Source organism: Pseudoxanthomonas sp. SGNA-20 (assembly GCF_003931635.1).
Classification (GTDB): Bacteria; Pseudomonadota; Gammaproteobacteria; order Xanthomonadales; family Xanthomonadaceae; genus Pseudoxanthomonas.
This window is the reverse complement of sequence record NZ_RRYK01000001.1, coordinates 744,989-764,825: the sequence shown is the minus strand read 5'-3', so window position 1 is coordinate 764,825 and position 19,837 is coordinate 744,989. Positions and strand designations below refer to the sequence as shown.

The window sequence follows — 19,837 nt, the reverse complement described above, 5'->3', positions numbered from 1 at the left end:
CCTCCCGGCGGCGGCCATCAGGAAAAACCTTCGGCGACCCGGTCGCGAGAAATTTCAAGAGTCTGAGGAAATCACCATGAGTCAGGGCAAGATCGTTCAGATCATCGGCGCGGTCGTCGACGTCGAGTTCCCGCGCGCGGAAGTGCCGAAGGTGTACGACGCGCTGAAGGTCGAAGGCACCAACATCACCCTGGAAGTGCAGCAGCAGCTGGGCGACGGCGTGGTGCGCGCGATCGCGCTGGGCTCCACCGACGGCCTGAAGCGCAACCTGGTCGCGACCAACACCGGCCGCGCGATCTCGGTTCCGGTCGGCGCCGGCACCCTGGGCCGCATCATGGACGTGCTGGGCAACGCCATCGACGAGGCCGGCCCGGTGCAGGCCTCCGACCACTGGGAGATCCACCGCGCCGCCCCGTCCTACGAGGACCAGTCCTCGGCCACCGAGCTGCTGGAGACCGGCATCAAGGTGATCGACCTGATGTGCCCGTTCGCCAAGGGCGGCAAGGTCGGCCTGTTCGGCGGCGCCGGCGTCGGCAAGACCGTCAACATGATGGAGCTGATCAACAACATCGCCAAGGCGCACTCGGGCCTGTCGGTGTTCGCCGGCGTGGGCGAGCGCACCCGCGAGGGCAACGACTTCTACCACGAGATGAAGGAGTCGAACGTCCTCGACAAGGTGGCGATGGTGTACGGCCAGATGAACGAGCCGCCGGGCAACCGCCTGCGCGTGGCCCTGACTGGCCTGACCATGGCCGAGTACTTCCGCGACGAGAAGGACGCGTCCGGCAAGGGCAAGGACGTGCTGCTGTTCATCGACAACATCTACCGCTACACCCTGGCCGGTACCGAAGTGTCCGCGCTGCTGGGCCGCATGCCGTCGGCGGTGGGGTACCAGCCGACCCTGGCCGAGGAAATGGGCGTGCTGCAGGAGCGCATCACCTCGACCAAGACCGGTTCGATCACCTCGATCCAGGCCGTGTACGTGCCCGCGGACGACCTGACCGACCCGTCGCCGGCCACCACCTTCGCCCACCTGGACGCCACCGTGGTGCTGTCGCGCCAGATCGCCGCGCTGGGCATCTACCCGGCCGTGGACCCGCTGGACTCGACCAGCCGCCAGCTGGACCCGAACGTCATCGGCCACGAGCACTACGACACCGCGCGCCGCGTGCAGGCCACGCTCCAGAAGTACAAGGAGCTGAAGGACATCATCGCGATCCTGGGCATGGACGAGCTGTCGGAAGAGGACAAGCTTGCCGTGTCGCGCGCCCGCAAGATCGAGCGCTTCTTCAGCCAGCCGTTCCACGTGGCCGAGGTGTTCACCGGCTCGCCGGGCAAGTACGTCTCGCTGAAGGACACCATCCGCGGCTTCAAGGGCATCGTGGACGGCGAGTACGACCACCTGCCGGAGCAGGCGTTCTACATGGTCGGCACCATCGAGGAAGCCGTCGAGAAGGCCAAGAAGATCGCCTGAGCGCGGTCTTCCTTGGACACTGAGCACAGCGAGGCAGCATGAGCACCATCCGTTGCGACATCGTCAGCGCCGAGCAGGAGATCTTCCACGGCGAGGCCACCCTGGTCGTGGCCACCGGCGAGCTGGGCGAGCTGGGCATCGCGCCCCGGCACGCGCCCCTGATCACGCGCCTGAAGCCGGGCAAGGTGGTGGTGACGCTGCCGGACGGCTCGCAGCTTGACTTCGCCATCTCCGGCGGCATCCTCGAGGTGCAGCCGCAGGTGGTGACGGTGCTGGCCGACACCGCGATCCGCGCCGAGGACATCGACGAGGCCGCGGTGCGCAAGGCCAAGGAAGAGGCCGAGCGGGTGCTGGCCAACCGCAGCGAGGCGATGGAAGTGGCCGAGGCGCAGCAGCGCCTGGCCGAGGTCACCGCCCAGCTGCAGGCGCTGGAGCGCCTGCGCCGCAACCTCAAGCACTGACGCTGCTCCCGGCCACGGCCGGGCAGGGTTACGCGAACGCCGGCCCCGGGGCCGGCGTTTTGCGTTTGGGGGCCGGAAATGGACCAGGGGCTGGCAAGACTCATGGCCCGCTTGTGGCATGCCCGCGTGCTACAAGCGGCTTCCGGCGCGTCGGGGGGCGTGTGGTCCTGTTCCGCCCCTGGAGTGGGGCGCCCCGGCAACGGGTATTCCGATGCTCGCAGCCCGGACGAGCGAAGCGGGCCCCGGGAACCGGCTGCGGCAGGCGCCCGGGAGCCCGGCGCGCCATCCCGGATGCCCCCTACGGCCTGTCCCGAGGCCACGCACGCGCCACCGCGATAAACTCGCCCGGGTACCCCCCGCACAGCCGCCATGACCATGACCTTCACCCCGCAGGAAGCCCTGCAGCGCACGATCGAACACCGCGAGATCTTCCACGACGAGATGGTCGACCTCATGCGCCAGATCATGGGCGGGCAGGTCTCGCCGGTGATGGCCGCGGCCATCCTCACCGGCCTGCGGGTGAAGAAGGAAACCGTGGGCGAGATCGCCGGCGCGGCCACGGTGATGCGCGAGTTCTCGCGCAAGGTCGAGGTCGCCGACCGCAGCCACCTGGTCGACATCGTCGGCACCGGCGGCGACGGCTCGCGCACCTTCAACATCTCCACCTGCTCGATGTTCGTGGCCGCCGCCGCCGGCGCGCGCGTGGCCAAGCACGGCGGGCGCAGCGTGTCCTCCAGCTCCGGCGCGGCCGACGTGCTGGAGGCGCTGGGCGCGGCGATCGAGCTGCAGCCGGAGCAGGTGGCCGAGTCCATCGCCCGCACCGGCATCGGCTTCATGTACGCGCCCATCCACCACCCGGCGATGAAGGTGGTGGCGCCGGTGCGGCGCGAGATGGGCGTGCGCACGATCTTCAACATCCTCGGGCCGCTGACCAATCCGGCCGGCGCGCCGAACATCCTGATGGGCGTGTTCCATCCGGACCTGGTCGGCATCCAGGCGCGCGTGCTGCAGGAGCTGGGCGCCGAGCGCGCCCTGGTGGTGTGGGGCCGCGACGGCATGGACGAGATCTCGCTGGGCGCGGCCACCCTGGTCGGCGAGCTGCGCGACGGCAAGGTGCGCGAATACGACATCCACCCGGAGGACTTCGGCATCGCCATGTCCGCCAGCCGCAACCTCAAGGTGGCCGATGCGGCGCAGTCGCGCGGCATGCTGCTGGCGGTGCTGGACGGCGCCCCCGGCCCGGCGCGCGACATCGTCCTGCTCAACGCCGCCGCCGCGCTGTACGTGTCCGGCGTGGCCGAGGACATCCCCGACGGCATCGGCCGCGCGCGGCAGGCGATCGACTCCGGTGCCGCCCGCGCGGCGCTGGACCGCTACGTCCAGACCAGCCGCGCGCTGGCCGCGGAGGCGGCTCCGGCATGAGCGAGGGACGCTTCGCCACGCTGCCGGCACCGCCGTACTACATGGTGGTGTTCGCCTCGCAGCGCAACGACGCCGACCCGGAGGAATACGCCGCCGCCGCGGAGCGCATGGTGGCACTGGCGCGCCGGCAACCCGGTTTCCTGGGCGTGGAGTCGGTGCGTGGCGCCGACGGCTTCGGCATCACCGTGTCGTACTGGGAAAGCGAGGCGGCGATCGCCGCCTGGCGCGCGCACGCCGAGCACGCGGAGATCCGCCGCCACGGCCGTGCCCACTGGTACGAGCGCTACGAGCTGCGCGTGGGCAGGGTCGAGCGCGCCTGCGGCTACCGCGCCGGCGTGCCCGCCGCCGACTGAACGGCGCCGGGCCGCGCCCGGCTCATGCGAGAATGCCGGTCCCGGCCCCGGCCGGGGTGCCGCGCCATACAGGGACCCCATGAGCGACATCCTGCAGACCATCCTGGCCCGCAAGGCCGAAGAAATCGCCGAGCGCCGCGCGCGCCTGCCGCTGGCCGAGGTGGCTGCCCGCGCCCGCGATGCCGGGCCGGTGCGCGGCTTCGCCGCGGCCCTGCAGGCCGCCATCGCCCAGGGCGACCCGGCGGTGATCGCCGAGATCAAGAAGGCTAGCCCGTCCAAGGGCGTGATCCGCCCGGACTTCCGCCCGGACGAGATCGCCGTCAGCTACGAGTTCGGCGGCGCCTCCTGCCTGTCGGTGCTGACCGACGTGGACTTCTTCCAGGGCGCGGACCAGTACCTGCAGCAGGCGCGCGCGGCCTGCACCCTGCCGGTGCTGCGCAAGGACTTCACCATCGATCCCTACCAGGTGCACGAGGCGCGCATGCTCGGCGCCGACTGCATCCTGCTGATCGTGGCCGCGCTGTCCGGCGAGCAGCTGGCTGAGCTGTCCGGCACCGCGCTGGAACTGGGCATGGACGTGCTGGTCGAGGTCCACGACATCGACGAGCTGGAGCGCGCGATCCAGGTGCCGGTGCCGCTGGTGGGCATCAACAACCGCAACCTGCGCAGCTTCGAGGTGTCGTTGGACGTGACCCTGGGCATGAAGGACGCCGTGCCGCGCGACCGCCTGCTGGTCACCGAGAGCGGCATCCTCGGCCCGGCCGACGTGGCCCTGATGCGCCAGGCCGGGGTCCACGCGTTCCTCGTCGGCGAGGCCTTCATGCGCGCCGAGGAGCCGGGCGAGGCCCTGCGCCAGCTGTTCTTCGAAGCATGAGTACCTGGCCCGAACCCAAGGCCGACGCGCCACTGGTGGTGTTCGACTTCGACCACACCCTGTACGACGGCGACTCCGGCAGCCACCTGTTCGCCTGGCTGATCCGCCGCAGCTGGCTGCGCACCTTGGTGGCGCTGCTGGCCACGCCGGTGCTGGGGCCGATGGTGGCGTTCCTGCCGACCCGGCGCTGGGGCATCTCCGGCTACGCTTGGATCGGCAGCTTCGGCATGCACCGGGTGCGCGAGTTCGACCGGGTGATCGACCGCTACGTGGCCACCCACCGCGAGGAGATCGCCGCGCGCCTGCTGCCGACCGCGCTGGAGGTGTTCGCCAACCACCGCGCCCGCGGCGACCGCGTGGTCGTGGCCACCGGCGCGCCGCCGGAACTGGCGCGGGCGATCCTGGGCTTCGTCGCCCACGCCGACGTGCCGGTGGTGGGCACCGAGGTCGGGCCGCGCCTGGGCGGGGTCAAGGCCACCCGCCACTGCCACAACCGCGAGAAGGTGCGGATGCTGCGCGAGCGCGGCTATGGCGACATCGACATGGCCTACAGCGACAGCACCGCCGACCTGCCGCTGCTGCAGGCCGCGCGCCAGCCGGTGGTGGTCAATCCCAAGCGCGGGCGCGAGGCATTCTTCCGGCAGGTGCTGCCGGCCGGGACGCCGATCCTCAACTGGGGCTGCAAGGACCGCGGCGGCGAGGCACCGCCCCGGGCCTGATCCACTGAACGGTTAAGTTCAGCGCGTGCCGTAGACCACGACGGTCTTGCCGCGCGCATGCAGCAGGCCGTCGGCCTGCAGCTTCTTCAGCACGCGGCCGGCCATCTCGCGCGAGCAGCCGACCAGGCGCGCCAGCTCCTGGCGCGAGACCCGCAGCTGGGTGCCCTGCGGGTGCGACATGGCGTCCGGCTCGCGGGCCAGGTCGTGCAGGGTGCGCACGATGCGGTCGGTGACGTCGAGGAAGGCCAGGCGGCTGGCCTTGCGGCTGGTGGTCAGCAGGCGCCGCGACAGCTGCACGCCGATCGAGTAAAGCAGGCGCGGGGCGTCGGCCGCCAGCGAGCCCAGCATCAGCTGCTGCAGGCGCTCGTAGCTGATCTCGGCCAGTTCGCAGGCCGCGCGGGTGCGGAGGATCACCTCGCGGCTGTCGGTCTCGATGAACAGGCCCATCTCGCCGACGAACTCGCCCGGGCCGTAGTAGCCCAGGACCAGTTCGCGGCCATCGTCTTCCTCGGCGATGATGCTGACCGAGCCGCTGACCACGTAGTACAGGGTCCCGGCGGGGTCGCCAGGCCTGAACACGTCGGTGCGGTTGGGGTAACGTCGGCGCTGGCAGTGGACGAGGAATCGGTCGACGACGGTCTGGTCCAGCGACAGGGGGCTGGTGGCAAAACGCACGGGAGACACGGCGGCAGGATTCCTGACGTTCATGAATTGGGGGTATGGGGCAAGCGAAGGGTACCCCCGTGTCGCCCGGGGGGCAAACTCCGGTTCACGGAGCGTATCCCCCCTTCATCGGCTTTGCCGCATAATGGCGCGTTTCCCACCCCCAGAGGCATGACCGCCGTGGTCAAACCCCTGCCGCGCCTGAGGCTGCAAGGCTTCAACAACCTGACCAAAGCGCTGAGCTTCAACATCTACGACGTCTGCTACGCGGTCTCGGAGGACGAGCGCCAGCGTTACATCGAGTACATCGATGAGGCGTACAACGCCGACCGCCTGACCCAGATCCTGACCGACGTGGCCCGGATCATCGGCGCCAACATCCTGAACGTGGCCCGCCAGGACTACGACCCGCAGGGTGCGTCGGTGACCATCCTCATCTCCGAGGAGCCGGTGATCGACAAGAAGCAGGCCGGCAAGGAGGTCATCTCCGACGCGGTGGTGGCGCACATGGACAAGAGCCACATCACCGTCCACACCTACCCGGAGACGCACCCGCAGAACGGCATCGCGACCTTCCGCGCGGACATCGACGTGGCCACCTGCGGCGTGATCTCGCCGCTGAAGGCGCTGAACTACCTGATCGAGAGCTTCGAGTCCGACATCGTGGTGATGGACTACCGCGTGCGCGGCTTCACCCGCGACATCAAGGGCAAGAAGCACTACATCGACCACAAGATCAACTCGATCCAGGACTTCCTGGCCAAGAACATCCGTTCGCGCTACGAGATGATCGACGTGAACGTGTACCAGGAGAACATCTTCCACACGAAGATGCACCTGAAGGAGTTCGACCTGGACACCTACCTGTTCGAGGAGAAGGCGCGCAACCTCTCGTTCAAGGAGCGCATGCGCATCGAGGCGCTGCTCAAGCGCGAGATCGAGGAGCTGTTCCACGGCCGCAACCTGGTCGAGTGACGGTTACGCGCGGTTGCGCCGGCGCCGGGTATCCCGGCGCCCGCTGAAATCCAGGCGGGACGGCCCGCCCGCGGCACGCGCCGCGAACGCAGGACCGACGGCGGTCCGGAACCATGTTCCGGGCCGCTTTCGCGTTCCTGGCCCGGTGGAAAGGAGGAGATCGACGATGTCCTGGATCCTGCTCGTGCTGGCCGGCCTGCTGGAAGTGGCATGGGCCGTGGGCCTGAAGTATTCGCAGGGCTTCACCCGGCCGTTGCCCAGCGCGGTCACCGTGGTGGCCATGCTCGGCAGCTTCTGGCTGCTGGCCACGGCGCTGAAGCACATCCCGCTGGGCACCGGCTACGCGGTGTGGGTCGGCATCGGCGCGGTCGGCACCGCCCTGCTGGGCATGCTGGTGTTCAAGGAGCCGGCGACCACCGCGCGGCTGCTGTGCATCGGCCTGATCGTGGCCGGGATCGCCGGCCTCAAGCTCACCAGCGCCTGAGCGCCCGCGCCGGGAGCGGGCCAGGGCGTTGGCACGGGGGAGGACGTGGACACGCGCCGGTGGCCTGTCATCCGCCGTACCCCGGATGCGCTGCGCCTGCCCGGGCTACGGATCAACCCCCGATCACCAATCACCAATCACGGATCCATCAGATCCGGTACGCCACCAGCTTCATGAACTTCGAGGCCAGGGCCATCGCCTGCGGAATCGGCGGCGGCAGCACCCGCGCGCCGGCGTGCTCGGCGTTGTCGGCGTGGCGCGCCTCGTCCTCCTTCATCACCCGGATGATCTCGCGGCTGCGCTGGTCGCCCGGCGGCAGGCTGTCCAGGTGCTCGTCCAGGTGGGCTTCGACCTGGCGCTCGGTCTCGACCACGAAGCCCAGGTTCCAGCCGTCGCCGCGCAACCCGGCCAGCGAGCCGATGGCGTAGCTGCCGGCGTACCACAGCGGGTTGAACAGGCTGGGGCGGCTGTCCAGCTCGCGCAGCCGCTGCGCGCACCAGGCCAGGTGGTCGGTCTCCTCCTGGGCCGCGTCCAGCAGGTGCTGGCGGGTGGCCGGGTCGCGTGCCACGGCGGCCTGGCCGAAGTACAGGCCCTGGGCGCAGACCTCGCCGACGTGGTTGATCCGCATCAGGCCGGCGGCATGGCGGCGCTCGGCCCGCGGCAGCACCGGGTCCCCGGCGCGGGCCGGGCAGGGACGGGACGCCGGCGGATCGCCCAGGGTGGTCTCCAGCGCGCGCTGGACCTCGACCAGGACGCGGTCCAGGGGGGAGAGCTGGCGGGCGGCGACGGACGACATGGGCGAACCTCCTGCGTGGAACGGGGGATTGTCGGCCGGCCCGCGGGCGTCGCCAAGTGAAGCCGCCCCCGGACGCGGCGCCTGCGGCCGGAGTACCCGGCGGCTTGCGTCGGACCGCGCGGATGCGCTACCATCCCGCGTCTTTGCTGCACCCTTCACAACGCGAGGCAAAGTTCCGTCCGGGCAATCCGGTGCGGAATCCGCCCGACCAACCTTCGAGTCCCCATGAAGACCTTCATCGCCAAGTCCGAGACCGTCCAGCGCGACTGGTATCTCGTCGACGCCTCCGGCAAGACCCTGGGCCGCCTGGCCGCCGAGCTTGCCCACCGCCTCCGCGGCAAGCACAAGCCCACCTACACCCCTCACGTTGACACCGGCGACTACCTGGTCGTGATCAACGCCGAGAAGATCGCCGTCACCGGCAAGAAGCTGCAGGACAAGATGTACCACCGCTTCACCGGGTACGTCGGCAACCTGAAGAGCGAGACCCTCGCCCAGGCGCTGGAGCGCCACCCGGAGCGCGTGATCGAGATCGCGGTCAAGGGCATGCTGCCCAAGGGCCCGCTGGGCCGCGCGATGTACCGCAAGCTCAAGGTCTATTCCGGTTCCGAACACCCGCACGCGGCGCAGCAGCCGAAGCCGCTGGAAATCTGAGGCACACACGATGGCTACCACGCAAAACTACGGCACCGGCCGTCGCAAGTCCTCCACCGCCCGCGTGTTCCTGCGCAAGGGCAGCGGCAACATCACCGTCAACGGCCGTCCGCTGGACGAGTTCTTCGGCCGTGAGACCGCGCGCATGATCGTGCGCCAGCCGCTGGAGCTGACCCAGACCACCGACAAGTTCGACGTCGTCGTCACTGCCAGCGGCGGCGGCACCACCGGCCAGGCCGGTGCGATCCGCCTGGGCATCGCCCGCGCCCTGGTCGAGTACGACGAGTCGCTGAAGTCCGACCTGCGCAAGGCCGGCTTCATGACCCGCGACGCCCGCGAGGTCGAGCGCAAGAAGGTCGGCCTGCACAAGGCCCGCCGCGCCACGCAGTTCTCCAAGCGCTGATCCGGCGCCTGGAGGGGATCCGGCACGCGCTGCGGTGCGTGCCGGTTCCACCGCCGGTGGTGTTGCATTCGCACCGGCACCTGGGGTTATAATCTCCAGCCCACAGCCCCGTCGCCAAGTGGTAAGGCACCTGACTCTGACTCAGGCATTCGGTGGTTCGAATCCATCCGGGGCTGCCAAATTCGAGATCGAGAAAGCCCGGCCCTCAAGCCGGGCTTTTTCGTGCCGATGGAACCAGGGTTTGCAGCGGACGCACGCCATGCCCGACAACCCAGGCAATGCAGGAAGCTCCCTGGCGCGATTCGTCAGGCACACCGCCCTGATGCGGGCGCTGGGCTTTGTCGCCGGAGCCTTCGGCGTGGCCTCCTCGCTGGCCGGGCAGGGCCATCCGGCCTGGGTACTGGCGGTGGTGTGGCTCAACGCGGTGTGCTGGCCGCTGCTGGCCTGGCGCCTGGTCGACGTATCCCTGCAACCCCTGCGCACCGAGTACCGCAGCCTGCTGGTCGACACCGGCATGGCCGGGTTCTGGATGGCCATGACCGGCTTCGACCTGGTGCCTACGGCGATGATGCTGGCGATGATGATGATGGACCGCCTGATCGCCGGCGGCTGGGGCCTGGCCCTGCGCGCGTTCGCGACGATGGCCGCGGCCGCCCTGCTGACCTGGATCGCGCGCGGCTTCCCGTTCCACCCCCATACCAGCTTCCGCACCATGCTCTGGTGCATGCCGTTCTTCGTGCTCTACCCGCTGGCGATCGGTGCGGTGGCCTGGCGCCTGACCGAGCACGTGCGCGTGCGCAAGCGCGAGCTGGAGCAGGATTCGCGCATCGACCCGCAGACCGGTCTGGCCACGCGCCGGCAGTGGCAGGCACAGGTGGCCGCCGAGGTGCGGCGCTACCGGCGCTACGGCACGGTGGCCTCGCTGATGATGGTGGACATCGACCACTTCAAGCAGGTCAACGACGCCGCCGGCCACCTGGCCGGCGACGAAGTGATCCGCAAGGTCGCCGCCTGCGTGCTGGACAGCCTGCGCGGCGGCGACGCCGCCGGCCGCTTCGGCGGCGACGAGTTCGGCGTGCTGCTCCCCGGCACCGCGCGCGAGGCCGCGCTGGACCTGGCCCGGCGCCTGGCCGACGCGGTGCGGGCCTGCGTGCTGGGCGGCGGCCGGCCAGTGACCCTGAGCATCGGCGTGGCCCAGATCGGGCCGGGGCTGGATGATTTCGAAGCCTGGACCGGGGCGGCCGACGCCGCCCTGTACCGGGCCAAGCTCGCCGGCCGCGACTGCGTGCGCGACTGAGCGCTCAGCCGCCCGCCGGGCGGCAACCCAGCGCCGCCAGCGGGCCGTGCAGCGCCGGCACCTGCATCAGCCAGGGCGCGGCCATGGTCAGCAGGCCCGCGCACAGCACCAGCAGGGCGAGCGAAGCGCGCAGCGCCGGGCGCTGCAGCCAGCGCCCGACCCGCGCCCCGCTCCAGGTCAGCGGCAGCATCACCGGCAGCGTGCCCAGGCCGAACGCGGCCATCACCAGCGCCCCGCCGGCGGCGCTGGCCTGCAGCCAGGCCACGGTCAGCAGGCCCAGGCTCAGGCCACACGGCATCCAGCCCCACAGCGCGCCCAGCGCCAGCCGCTTCCAGCTGCGGTCGGCGGGAACCAGGTGCCGGCGCAGCGGCTGCAGCCAGCGCCAGGCCTGGATCCCGGGCCTGGCCAGCAGGTCCAGGCGCCCGCCGCGGTCGAGCAGGCGCAGGGCGACCAGCACCAGGGCCAGGCCGGCGGCCATGCGCAGGCCCAGGGCCAGGGCCTCGATCCGCAGCAGCCGCAGCACGCCGCCGCCCAGGCCGCCGACCAGGGCACCGGCCAGCACGTAGCCGAGGATGCGGCCGGCATTGGCCTGCCAGGCCACGCGGTGCGCGGGGCCGGCGGCCATGGCGTGGAAGCCGGTGGCGATGCCGCCGCACATCACCGCGCAGTGCAGGCCGCCAAGCAGCCCGGCGGTGAGCGCCGCCAGCAGGGTCGGCAGGTCGACCGGCAGGATCATGGCGCCGGCCGGTCGCCGTCCCCGCGCGGTTGCCCGCGCGGCGGGGCCGGGCGGTCGTTGTCCTCGAGGATGTCCAGGGCGGGGGTGTCGAGGTCGTCGAACTGGCCGCGCTTGACCGCCCAGACGAAGGCGGCGATGGCCACGCCCAGCAGCACCAGGCTGATCGGGATCAGCAGCAGCAGGATCCTCATGCGCGGGCCTCGCGGGTGGTGGCGGTACCGCCATTGTCGCCGCTGGCGGACGTCGGCGCGCGCCGGGCCAGGCGCAGCGCGTTGAGGGTCACCAGCAGCGAGGACAGGGCCATGCCCAGCGCCGCCAGCCACGGGGTGACCAGCCCGGCGGCGGCCAGCGGGATCGCCAGCACGTTGTAGGCGGCGGCCCAGGCCAGGTTCTGGCGGATGATGGCGCGGGTGCGGCGGGCCAGCGATACCGCCGCCGGGATGCGCAGCAGGCCCTCGCCGGTGGTCACCAGGTCGGCGGCGCGGTGGGCGAGCGAGGCGCCCTGGCCCATGGCGATGGAGACGTCGGCGCCGGCCAGCACCGGGGCGTCGTTGAGGCCGTCGCCGACCATGGCCACGATCCGGCCCCCGGCCTGCAGGCGGCGCACCAGGGCCAACTTGTCCTCCGGCGACTGCCGCGCATGGCGCGCGTCCAGGCCCAGCGCCGACGCCAGCCGCGCCACCGCGGCCTCGCCGTCGCCGCTGGCCAGGTGCAGGCGCAGGCCCTGCGCGCGCAGCGCGGCCAGCGCCGCGGCGGCATCGGCGCGGGCGCGTTCCTCGAGCACGAAGCGCGCGGCCGCGTGCTGGCCGTCGCCCAGCCACAGGGCACCGTCGTCTTCGCGGCCGGCGGCGAAATCGGCGCGGCCCAGGCGCCAGGCGCGGGCGCCGACCACGCCCTGCACCCCGCGGCCGGGCAGGGTTTCCACCGCGCTCGCGGCCAGTGGCGTGGCACCGGCGAAGGCGGCCGCCAGCGGATGCCCGGTATCGCGCTCCAGCGCCGCGGCGATGGCGAGCACGCCGTCGCGGTCCAGCGTGGCGTCCAGCACCTCGACCGAGGCCAGTGCGGGGCGGCCATCGCTGAGGGTGCCGGTCTTGTCGAACACCACGTCGGTGGCGCGGGCCAGGGTGTCCAGTGCGTCCGGACGCATGGCCAGCAGGCCGATCCGCGCCAGTGCGCCATGCGCGGCGGCCAGCGCGGTCGGCACCGACAGCGACAGCGCGCAGGGACAGCTGACCACCAGCAGGGCCAGGGTCACTTCCAGCGCCCGCTCCGGCTGCCAGTGCCACCAGCCGGCGAACACCAGCGCCGCCACCGGCAGCAGCGACATCACGAAGCGGCTGCCGATGCGGTCGGCCACCCGCGCCAGCGCCGGGCGGTGCGCCTGGGCCTGCTCGACCAGGCGGGCCAGCTGCGACAGCCGGGTGGCGGTGCCGGTGCAGGTCACCCGCAGGCGGGCCGGGCGCTCGCGGCAGATGGTGCCGGCGTAGACGGTTTCGCCGGCGGTGCGGCGCACCGGGGCCGACTCGCCAGTCAGCAGTGCTTCCTCGAACCAGGCCTCGGCGCTGTCGCCATCGGCCAACAGCACGCCGTCGGCCGGCACCGCCTCGCCGGCGGCCACGCAGGCCACGTCCCCGGGCGCCAGCGCCGCCAGCGGCACGGTCTCGCGGCGGCCGTCGGCCAGTTCGCGGGTGGCGAAGGCCGGGCGCGCACGGGCCAGTGCGTCGACCTGGGCCGAGGCCACGCTGCGCGCGCGCTGCTCGAGCATGCGCGCGGCCAGCAGCAGGAACACGAACATCACCGCCGCGTCGTACCAGACGTGCGGGCCGCCGCGGATGGTTTCCACCAGGCTGGCGAAGTAGGCCAGCAGGGTCGAGCTGGCGATCAGGAAATCCATGCCCAGGCGGCGCTGGCGCAGCTCGCGCGCGGCGCCGGCCAGGAACGGCCAGCCGGAGTAGAACACCACCGGCGCGCACAGCAGGAAGGTCAGCCAGCGGAAGAAGTCGCGGGTCGCCTCCGGCATGGTGCTGTCGAAGTCCAGGTACAGGGCCTCGGCCATCATCATCGCCTGCAGCATGCCCAGTCCGGCGATGCCCAGCCGCAGCAGCCAGCGCCGGCGCTCGCGCGTGCGTTCGCGTTCAAGCGCCTCGCTGCCGGCCAGGTAGGGCCGGTAGCCGAGCATGGCCAGCCGCCGCAGCGGCGCCGACAGCGCGGTGCGCTGCGGGTCCCAGGCGATGCGGATGCGGCCGGTCACCGCATTGGCGCCGCAGTCGAGCACGCCCGGCTCGCGTGCCAGGGCGCGGTCGATCAGCCAGGCGCAGGCGGCGCAGCGCATGCCGTCGGTGAGCAGGGTGATCTCGCGGCCGCCCTCGACCGGCCGGCTGTGCTCGGCCTGGACGTCGGGCCGGTCCCAGACCGCCAGGTCGGGCAGTTCGTCGCCGACCTTGCCGGCGGCGGCGCTGCGCAGGCGGTAGTAGCCGTCCAGGTCGGCCTGGGCGATCCATTCGGCGGCCGCGGCGCAGCCCTGGCAGCAGAAGGAACGGGCCTGGCCGTCGAGTTCGACCACGCAGGGGGTGGCCGGCAGGGGCTCGCCGCAGTGGTGGCAGTGGCCGCTGGTGGAAGCGGCAGCCGGCATGGCCAGGGCAGCCGCCATGGCGCTCAGCCCTGGCCGCCGCCCAGCGCCGGCGCCAGCCGCGTGGCGTGCTGATCCTTCGGCAGCCGGCCTTGCAGGCGCCAGCTGCCGTCGGCCGCGCGCAGGCGCGCGATCCAGTCGTGCGAGCCGTCCACCGCCTGCTCGGTGCGCCAGCCCGGGCCGTGCGGCTGCAGTTCCAGCTGCAGGTCGCGGGCCTGGGTGGTCGGGTGCTCCAGGTGCAGCCGCAGCGGCGCGGCTCGGTCGAACTTGCCGGTGGCCGGCAGCACCTCGACGATGCCGTCCTCCACCCGCAGCACCGCGCTCAGGCCCAGCTTCTTCGCCTGCGCGTCCGGGCCCAGGTCGGCGGTCTGGATCTGCGAGACCCGGCGCACCGGGTCGGTCACCACGTCGGCGCCGCCGGAGCGCACCGAGACCACCACCAGGCCCACGCCGGCGACGATCGACAGCAGCGGCAGCCCGATGACCAGCCACAGCACGGGGTTGCGCCAGGCCGGGGAATCCTTGTGCGGGTTGGGCTCGTTCATTGGACCGGTCCGAAGAAGCTGCTGTCGATGATGCGCCTTTCGCTGCCATCGATGCTCTCGACGACGAACCGCAGCTCGTGGCGGCCGACGGGGATGCCCTCGTCGGCGACCACGCTGACCGCCACCGGCACCACCTGCTCCGGCCCGGCGGCGACCTCGCCGGCGCCGGCCAGGCGCAACGGGGCGTCGGTCTCGAGGCTGATGCGGTAGCGCTGTTCCTGCTGGCTCTTGTTGACCAGCTTGAGCGTGTAGTCGTTGGCGACGCCGTCGTCGCCGAGCTGGCGGTAGAGTGCGTTGCGGTCGCGCAGCACCTCGACGATCAGCTCGCTGCGGTTGGCCACGCCCCAGGCCCAGGCCGCGCACAGGCCCAGCAGCACCAGCCCGTAGACCAGGATGCGCGGGCGCAGCACCCGGCTGGGCTTGCCGTCGATGCCGTTCTGGGTGGCGTAGCGGATCAGGCCGCGCGGGTAGCCCATCTTGCCCATGACCTCGTCGCAGGCGTCGATGCAGGCGCCGCAGGCGATGCACTCGTACTGCAGGCCGTTGCGGATGTCGATGCCGGTCGGGCAGACCTGCACGCAGATGGTGCAGTCGATGCAGTCGCCCAGTTCCTCGGGGGCGAACTTCGGCAGCGGCTCGGGCTTCTGGCCGACGCCGGCCAGGGTGATGGTGCCGCGCGCCTGGGCGCGGTTGTCGGCCGCGGTCGGGTGCGCGCTGGCGCGGAACACGTAGTCGTAGGCGGTCTTCGGGTCCAGCAGGCCGCGCGCGCGCTCGAGCACGCTGCCCAGCCCGCGCTTGCGCGGGCCGCGCGGCTCGCCGCGCATCGGGTCGTAGGCGATCAGCAGGGTGTTGCGGTCGAACATCGCGCTCTGGAAGCGCGCGTACGGGCACATGTACTTGCACACCTGCTCGCGCAGGAAGCCGGCGTTGCCCCAGGTGGCCAGGGCGTAGAAGAACACCCAGAAGGTCTCCCAGCCGCCCAGCTCGAACGGGAACATGCGGGCGCCGAGGTCGCGGATCGGGGTGAAGAAGCCGACGAAGGTGAAGCCGGTCCACAGCGCGAACGCCAGCCACAGCGCGTGCTTGGCGCCCTTGCGCAGGATCTTCTCGCGGTTCCAGGGGCCGGCGTCGAGCTTCATGCGCTTGGGCCGGTCGCCCTCGGTCCAGCGCTCCATCCACAGGAACACCTCGGTCCACACCGTCTGCGGGCAGGCGTAGCCGCACCACAGGCGGCCGGCCAGGGCAGTGAAGAAGAACAGCGCGAACGCGGCGATGATCAGCAGCAGGGCCAGGAACAGGAAGTCCTGCGGCCAGAACGCCAGGCCGAACACGTAGAACTTGCGCGCCGGAAGGTCGAACAGCACCGCCTGGCGCCCGTCCCACTTCAGCCAGGGGAACAGGTAGAACATGCCCAGCAGCCACACCACCGCGGCCACGCGCAGGCGGTTGAAGCGGCCGGAGACGTCGCGCGGGTAGACCTTGCGCTCGCTGACGTAGAAGGAGTTGCCCTGGTCGTCGACCACGTCCAGGGGAATGCGCTTGCTCACGGCGTCCACCGTACGCCGGCGGCGTGGCAAGGAAGGGAAAGGATGCGTTCTTGGGCAGTCATGGCGTTTGCTTGGCCGCGTCCGCGGCGTGGCGTGCGGGGGAGTCCGCCGCATGTCCCAGTATCCGCATCCGGTCCGCGCGCGAAAGCGACAGATTGTCCCAGGGCCGCGCGCCGGAGCGCGCTTATTCAGGCGGAAGCGCGCGGTTGAAGCGGCTGGAGGGACGCAGCAGGATCCAGGTGAAGAGGCTGGAGGACGCGGTCGCGATCCAGAAAAGGAAAAACCCCAGCGTGTAGCCGAGTTCCCGTGTCATCGGCAGGCCGGGGAAGGTGAGGTCGCGCAGGACCAGCGGGTCGACGAAGGCGAAGAACACCATCGTCGACACGCCGGCCGCGAAGAAGCTGGGCCAGGCGATGGCCCCCACGCGCTGGGCCAGCGGACGTGGGGGGTGGTCAAAGCGTGGCTCGCTGAAGTCGGTCACTGTTGGTCCGTCGGTTCCCCGGAGTCGGCCCGATTATGCGACAGCGACCAGACATAGGCACCGACCAGGCGCGCGCGGGTCTCGCCGAGCAGCTCGCGGTGGGCCGGCATGGTGCCGTGGCGGCCTTCGGCGATGGTCTTGCGCAGGCTCTCGCGGCTGCTGCCGTACAGCCAGTAGTCGTCGGTCAGGTCGGGCGCGCCGAGGTCCTGGTTGCCCTTGCCGTCGATGCCATGGCAGGCCACGCAGACGCCCTCGTACAGCTTCTTGCCCTGGGCGGCCATGAAGTTGTTCTGCAGGCCGGCCTCCGGGTCGGACAGGGCGCGCACGTAGGCGATCACGTAGTCCACCACCTCCGGGCCGCCCATGCCGGTCAGCACGGTGCCCCACTCCGGCATCACGCCCTCGCGGCCGTCCAGGATGGTCTCCAGGATGCGGTCCGGGCTGCCGCCCCAGTGCCAGATCTCGTCGGTCAGGTTCGGGTAGCCCACCGCGCCCTGGCCGGCCGAGCCGTGGCAGGTGGCGCAGGTGTTGCTGAAGATCGAGCGGCCCAGGGCCACCGCCTTCGGATCCTGCGCCAGCACGTCGATGGACTTGCCGGCGTACGGCTTGAAGGTCTGCTCCAGGCGCGCGTCCTGCACCGCCTTCTCCTCGGCGTGCTCCTGCTTGGAGCTCCAGCCGCTGTAGCCGGGGATGCTGCCCAGGCCGCCGTACCAGAAGAAGTAGCCGATGCCGAAGACGATGGTGATGTAGAACAGGTTGATCCACCACCGCGGAAGCGGCTTGTTGTACTCGGTGATGTCGCCGTCCCAGGTGTGCAGCGTGTCCTCGGGCTTCGGATCGCCCGGGCGCCGGCGCGACGTCCACCACAGCAACCAGACGTAGCCGACGATGTTCAGCGCGACCAGGGCGATGACGTACCACGTCCATCCCATGCTCATGCGCGGTTCTCCCCAATATTGCCCTGATGCGAGTCCTCTTCCAGCGGCAGCTGCGCCGCCTGCTCGAACTCGGTCCTGCGTGCCGGGCTCCAGGCCCAGATCCAGCCGCCGATGAACAGCACCAGCAGCACTGCGGTCACGATTCCGGAAATCACTGCTGGCCTCCCTTCGGCGCGTGCCGGCCCAGGCCCTGCAGGTAGGCGACCACCGCGTCGAGCTCGGTCTTGCCCTCGAGCTCGGCCGGGGCCTGCTCGATCTGCTCGTCGGTGTAGGGGTCGCCCAGGGTCTGCAGCGCGCGCATGCGCTTGGCCACGACTTCGCCGTCGACCTTGGCCTTGGCCAGCCACGGGAACGCCGGCATGTTGGATTCGGGCACCACGTCGCGCGGGTTGTTCAGGTGCACGCGGTGCCAGTCGTCGGAGTAGCGGCCGCCGACGCGGGCCAGGTCCGGGCCGGTGCGCTTGGAGCCCCACTGGAACGGGCGGTCGTAGACCGACTCGCCGGCCAGCGAGTAGTGGCCGTAGCGCTCGGACTCGAAGCGCAGGGTGCGCACCATCTGCGAGTGGCAGTTGTAGCAGCCTTCGCGGACGTAGACGTCGCGCCCGGCCAGCTCCAGCGCCGGGTAGGGCTCCACGCCCTCCAGCGGCTCGATCGCCTCGGCCTGGAACATCAGCGGGACGATCTCGGCCAGGCCGCCGAAGGACACGGCCACCGCGATCAGCACGGCCATCAGGCCGACGTTCTTCTCGACTTTCTCGTGCGCGTTGTGGTTTTCGCTCATGGTCCTAGTTCCTCCTCAGGCGCGCGCATCGGAGGCCGCCACGGGCAGCACCGGCTGCGGGGCGATCGCCGGGGCCGCACGCCAGGTGCGCCACGTGTTCCAGGCCATCACGCCCATGCCGGACAGCACCAGCAGGCCGCCGCCCAGGCGGATCAGGTAGTACGGGTAGGTGGCGTGCAGCGACTCGACGAAGCTGTAGGTCAGCGTGCCGTCCGGGTTGGTGGCGCGCCACATCAGGCCCTGCATGACGCCGGCGATCCACATCGAGGCGATGTAGAACACCACGCCGCCGGTGTGCAGCCAGAAGTGCAGGTCGATGGCCTTGGTCGAGAACATCTGCTCGCGGCCCAGCAGCTTCGGCAGCAGGGCGTAGATCGAGCCGATGGAGATCATCGCGACCCAGCCCAGGGCGCCGGCGTGCACGTGGCCGACGGTCCAGTCGGTGTAGTGCGACAGCGAGTTGACCGTCTTGATCGACATCATCGGCCCCTCGAAGGTGGCGATCATGTAGAACGAGACGGAGACGATCAGGAACTTCAGGATCGGGTCGGTGCGCAGCTTGTACCAGACGCCGGACAGGGTCAGGATGCCGTTGATCGCGCCGCCCCAGGACGGGGCCAGCAGGATCAGCGAGAACACCATGCCCAGCGACTGCGCCCAGTCGGGCAGCGCGGTGTACTGCAGGTGGTGCGGGCCGGCCCACATGTACACGGCGATCAGCGCCCAGAAGTGCACGATCGACAGCCGGTAGGAGTACACCGGGCGGCCGGCCTGCTTGGGCACGAAGTAGTACATCATTCCCAGGAAGCCGGCGGTCAGGAAGAAGCCGACCGCGTTGTGGCCGTACCACCACTGCACCATCGCGTCGACCGCGCCGCTGTACACCGGGTAGGAGTGCAGGGCGCCGGTGGGGATGGCGATGTTGTTGACGATGTGCAGCAGCGCCACGGCGATGATGAAGCTGGCGTAGAACCAGTTCGCCACGTAGATGTGCTTGACCCGGCGCTTGGCGATGGTGCCGATGAACAGCACCGCGTACGCCACCCAGACCACGGCGATCAGGATGTCGATCGGCCAGATCAGCTCGGCGTACTCCTTGCCCTGGGTCAGGCCCAGCGGCAGGGTCACGGCGGCCAGCACGATGACCAGCTGCCAGCCCCAGAACACGAAGGCCGCAAGGCCGTCCGAGAGCAGGCGCACGTGGCAGGTGCGCTGCACCACGTGCAGGCTGGTGGCCATCAGCGCGCTGCCGCCGAAGGCGAAGATGACCGCGTTGGTGTGCAGCGGGCGCAGGCGCCCGTAGCTCAGCCACGGCAGGTCGAAGTTGAGGGCGGGCCAGTACAGCTGGGCGGCGATCAGCACGCCCACGGCCATGCCCACGATGCCCCAGACCACGGTCATGACCGCGAACTGGCGCACTACCTTGTCGTTGTATGTCTCCTGAACGGTCGACACGTCCCAATCCTCCTGTGGATGGGGTGCATGATCGGCAGGGAAGGCAAGCGGGGCATTGATCAGGATCAAGGCGCCAAGCGCCGTTAACGGGTTATCCCTTGAAATAGGGGAACTGCATCCCGGTTCCGGGACCCGGAGGCGCCCGCCGGC

Annotated in this window: 23 protein-coding genes and 1 tRNA gene; 12 read left to right on the top strand and 12 right to left on the bottom strand. The window is 70.8% G+C overall.

Annotation, left to right across the window (positions count from 1 at the left end):
- The first annotated feature begins 76 nt into the window (after positions 1–76).
- The 6 genes from atpD to EIM48_RS03365 all read left to right on the top strand — a co-directional run bounded on the left by atpD (position 77) and on the right by EIM48_RS03365 (position 5,303).
- Positions 77–1,474: a F0F1 ATP synthase subunit beta gene (atpD, locus tag EIM48_RS03390; protein ID WP_019398222.1), complete on the top strand. Its 1,398-nt coding sequence runs from the start codon at positions 77–79 to the stop codon at positions 1,472–1,474.
- Between the two features lie 38 nt (positions 1,475–1,512).
- Entirely contained in the window at positions 1,513–1,935 is a 423-nt protein-coding gene (locus EIM48_RS03385) for a F0F1 ATP synthase subunit epsilon (protein ID WP_028914471.1), read from the top strand.
- Positions 1,936–2,310: 375 nt separating this feature from the next.
- Positions 2,311–3,357, top strand: coding sequence for an anthranilate phosphoribosyltransferase (trpD, locus tag EIM48_RS03380; protein WP_125111234.1), 1,047 nt, complete (start codon positions 2,311–2,313; stop codon positions 3,355–3,357).
- Positions 3,354–3,710: an antibiotic biosynthesis monooxygenase gene (locus EIM48_RS03375; protein ID WP_019398225.1), complete on the top strand. Its 357-nt coding sequence runs from the start codon at positions 3,354–3,356 to the stop codon at positions 3,708–3,710. The genes trpD and EIM48_RS03375 overlap by 4 nt, the downstream gene beginning before the upstream one ends.
- Before the next feature lie 79 nt (positions 3,711–3,789).
- Positions 3,790–4,584 (top strand): indole-3-glycerol phosphate synthase TrpC, encoded by a 795-nt coding sequence (gene trpC / locus EIM48_RS03370; protein WP_125111071.1) that lies wholly within the window; start codon positions 3,790–3,792, stop codon positions 4,582–4,584.
- On the top strand, positions 4,581–5,303 hold the full coding sequence (locus tag EIM48_RS03365; RefSeq protein WP_028914474.1) for a haloacid dehalogenase-like hydrolase: 723 nt from the start codon (positions 4,581–4,583) through the stop codon (positions 5,301–5,303). The genes trpC and EIM48_RS03365 overlap by 4 nt, the downstream gene beginning before the upstream one ends.
- An 18-nt stretch (positions 5,304–5,321) precedes the next feature.
- On the opposite strand, the gene crp is transcribed toward EIM48_RS03365, so the two are convergent.
- Positions 5,322–6,011 carry a cAMP-activated global transcriptional regulator CRP gene (gene crp, locus EIM48_RS03360; RefSeq protein WP_026010445.1) on the bottom strand — a complete coding sequence of 230 codons (690 nt, stop codon included), beginning with the start codon at positions 6,009–6,011 and terminating at the stop codon, positions 5,322–5,324.
- A gap of 135 nt (positions 6,012–6,146) precedes the next feature.
- On the opposite strand from crp, the gene speD reads away from it, so the two are divergent.
- Together speD and sugE are read left to right on the top strand one after the other, a co-directional pair.
- The gene (speD, locus tag EIM48_RS03355) at positions 6,147–6,941 is read left to right on the top strand and encodes an adenosylmethionine decarboxylase (protein ID WP_024870477.1); all 795 of its coding nucleotides are present in this window, start codon (positions 6,147–6,149) and stop codon (positions 6,939–6,941) included.
- A 166-nt stretch (positions 6,942–7,107) separates the two neighbouring features.
- Positions 7,108–7,425: a quaternary ammonium compound efflux SMR transporter SugE gene (gene sugE / locus EIM48_RS03350; RefSeq protein ID WP_028914476.1), complete on the top strand. Its 318-nt coding sequence runs from the start codon at positions 7,108–7,110 to the stop codon at positions 7,423–7,425.
- Positions 7,426–7,573: 148 nt separating this feature from the next.
- Here sugE and coq7 read toward each other — a convergent pair whose 3' ends face one another.
- Entirely contained in the window at positions 7,574–8,221 is a 648-nt protein-coding gene (coq7, locus tag EIM48_RS03345) for a 2-polyprenyl-3-methyl-6-methoxy-1,4-benzoquinone monooxygenase (protein WP_028914477.1), read from the bottom strand.
- 225 nt (positions 8,222–8,446) lie between these two features.
- On the opposite strand from coq7, the gene rplM reads away from it, so the two are divergent.
- The 4 genes from rplM (at position 8,447) to EIM48_RS03325 (ending at position 10,575) form a co-directional block, all read left to right on the top strand.
- Positions 8,447–8,875: a 50S ribosomal protein L13 gene (rplM, locus tag EIM48_RS03340; RefSeq protein WP_019398231.1), complete on the top strand. Its 429-nt coding sequence runs from the start codon at positions 8,447–8,449 to the stop codon at positions 8,873–8,875.
- 10 nt (positions 8,876–8,885) lie between these two features.
- Complete coding sequence (gene rpsI, locus EIM48_RS03335) at positions 8,886–9,278, top strand: 30S ribosomal protein S9 (RefSeq protein ID WP_019398232.1); 393 nt, start codon at positions 8,886–8,888, stop codon at positions 9,276–9,278.
- 104 nt (positions 9,279–9,382) lie between these two features.
- Positions 9,383–9,457: transfer RNA gene (locus EIM48_RS03330), tRNA-Gln, on the top strand.
- A gap of 80 nt (positions 9,458–9,537) precedes the next feature.
- A complete protein-coding gene (locus EIM48_RS03325; RefSeq protein WP_037034242.1) occupies positions 9,538–10,575 on the top strand; it encodes a sensor domain-containing diguanylate cyclase in 1,038 nt (345 codons plus the stop codon).
- Positions 10,576–10,579: 4 nt separating this feature from the next.
- On the opposite strand, the gene EIM48_RS03320 is transcribed toward EIM48_RS03325, so the two are convergent.
- The 10 genes from EIM48_RS03320 to ccoN all read right to left on the bottom strand — a co-directional run bounded on the left by EIM48_RS03320 (position 10,580) and on the right by ccoN (position 19,633).
- The gene (locus EIM48_RS03320; protein ID WP_125111070.1) at positions 10,580–11,311 is read right to left on the bottom strand and encodes a sulfite exporter TauE/SafE family protein; all 732 of its coding nucleotides are present in this window, start codon (positions 11,309–11,311) and stop codon (positions 10,580–10,582) included.
- On the bottom strand, positions 11,308–11,502 hold the full coding sequence (ccoS, locus tag EIM48_RS03315) for a cbb3-type cytochrome oxidase assembly protein CcoS (RefSeq protein WP_019398235.1): 195 nt from the start codon (positions 11,500–11,502) through the stop codon (positions 11,308–11,310). Before ccoS ends, EIM48_RS03320 begins: the two co-directional genes overlap by 4 nt.
- Positions 11,499–13,961: a heavy metal translocating P-type ATPase gene (locus EIM48_RS03310; RefSeq protein WP_125111069.1), complete on the bottom strand. Its 2,463-nt coding sequence runs from the start codon at positions 13,959–13,961 to the stop codon at positions 11,499–11,501. Before EIM48_RS03310 ends, ccoS begins: the two co-directional genes overlap by 4 nt.
- A gap of 5 nt (positions 13,962–13,966) precedes the next feature.
- Positions 13,967–14,485 carry a FixH family protein gene (locus EIM48_RS03305; protein WP_019398237.1) on the bottom strand — a complete coding sequence of 173 codons (519 nt, stop codon included), beginning with the start codon at positions 14,483–14,485 and terminating at the stop codon, positions 13,967–13,969.
- On the bottom strand, positions 14,482–16,032 hold the full coding sequence (locus EIM48_RS03300; protein ID WP_125111068.1) for a 4Fe-4S dicluster domain-containing protein: 1,551 nt from the start codon (positions 16,030–16,032) through the stop codon (positions 14,482–14,484). The genes EIM48_RS03305 and EIM48_RS03300 overlap by 4 nt, the downstream gene beginning before the upstream one ends.
- A gap of 184 nt (positions 16,033–16,216) precedes the next feature.
- Positions 16,217–16,513 carry a hypothetical protein gene (locus tag EIM48_RS03295; protein WP_019398239.1) on the bottom strand — a complete coding sequence of 99 codons (297 nt, stop codon included), beginning with the start codon at positions 16,511–16,513 and terminating at the stop codon, positions 16,217–16,219.
- Entirely contained in the window at positions 16,510–17,451 is a 942-nt protein-coding gene (gene ccoP / locus EIM48_RS03290) for a cytochrome-c oxidase, cbb3-type subunit III (protein ID WP_125111067.1), read from the bottom strand. Before ccoP ends, EIM48_RS03295 begins: the two co-directional genes overlap by 4 nt.
- Positions 17,448–17,606, bottom strand: coding sequence for a cbb3-type cytochrome c oxidase subunit 3 (locus EIM48_RS03285; protein WP_125075816.1), 159 nt, complete (start codon positions 17,604–17,606; stop codon positions 17,448–17,450). The genes ccoP and EIM48_RS03285 overlap by 4 nt, the downstream gene beginning before the upstream one ends.
- The gene (gene ccoO / locus EIM48_RS03280) at positions 17,603–18,232 is read right to left on the bottom strand and encodes a cytochrome-c oxidase, cbb3-type subunit II (protein ID WP_019398242.1); all 630 of its coding nucleotides are present in this window, start codon (positions 18,230–18,232) and stop codon (positions 17,603–17,605) included. Before ccoO ends, EIM48_RS03285 begins: the two co-directional genes overlap by 4 nt.
- 15 nt (positions 18,233–18,247) lie before the next feature.
- Positions 18,248–19,633: a cytochrome-c oxidase, cbb3-type subunit I gene (gene ccoN / locus EIM48_RS03275; RefSeq protein WP_050992152.1), complete on the bottom strand. Its 1,386-nt coding sequence runs from the start codon at positions 19,631–19,633 to the stop codon at positions 18,248–18,250.
- Between the last annotated feature and the right edge of the window lie 204 nt (positions 19,634–19,837).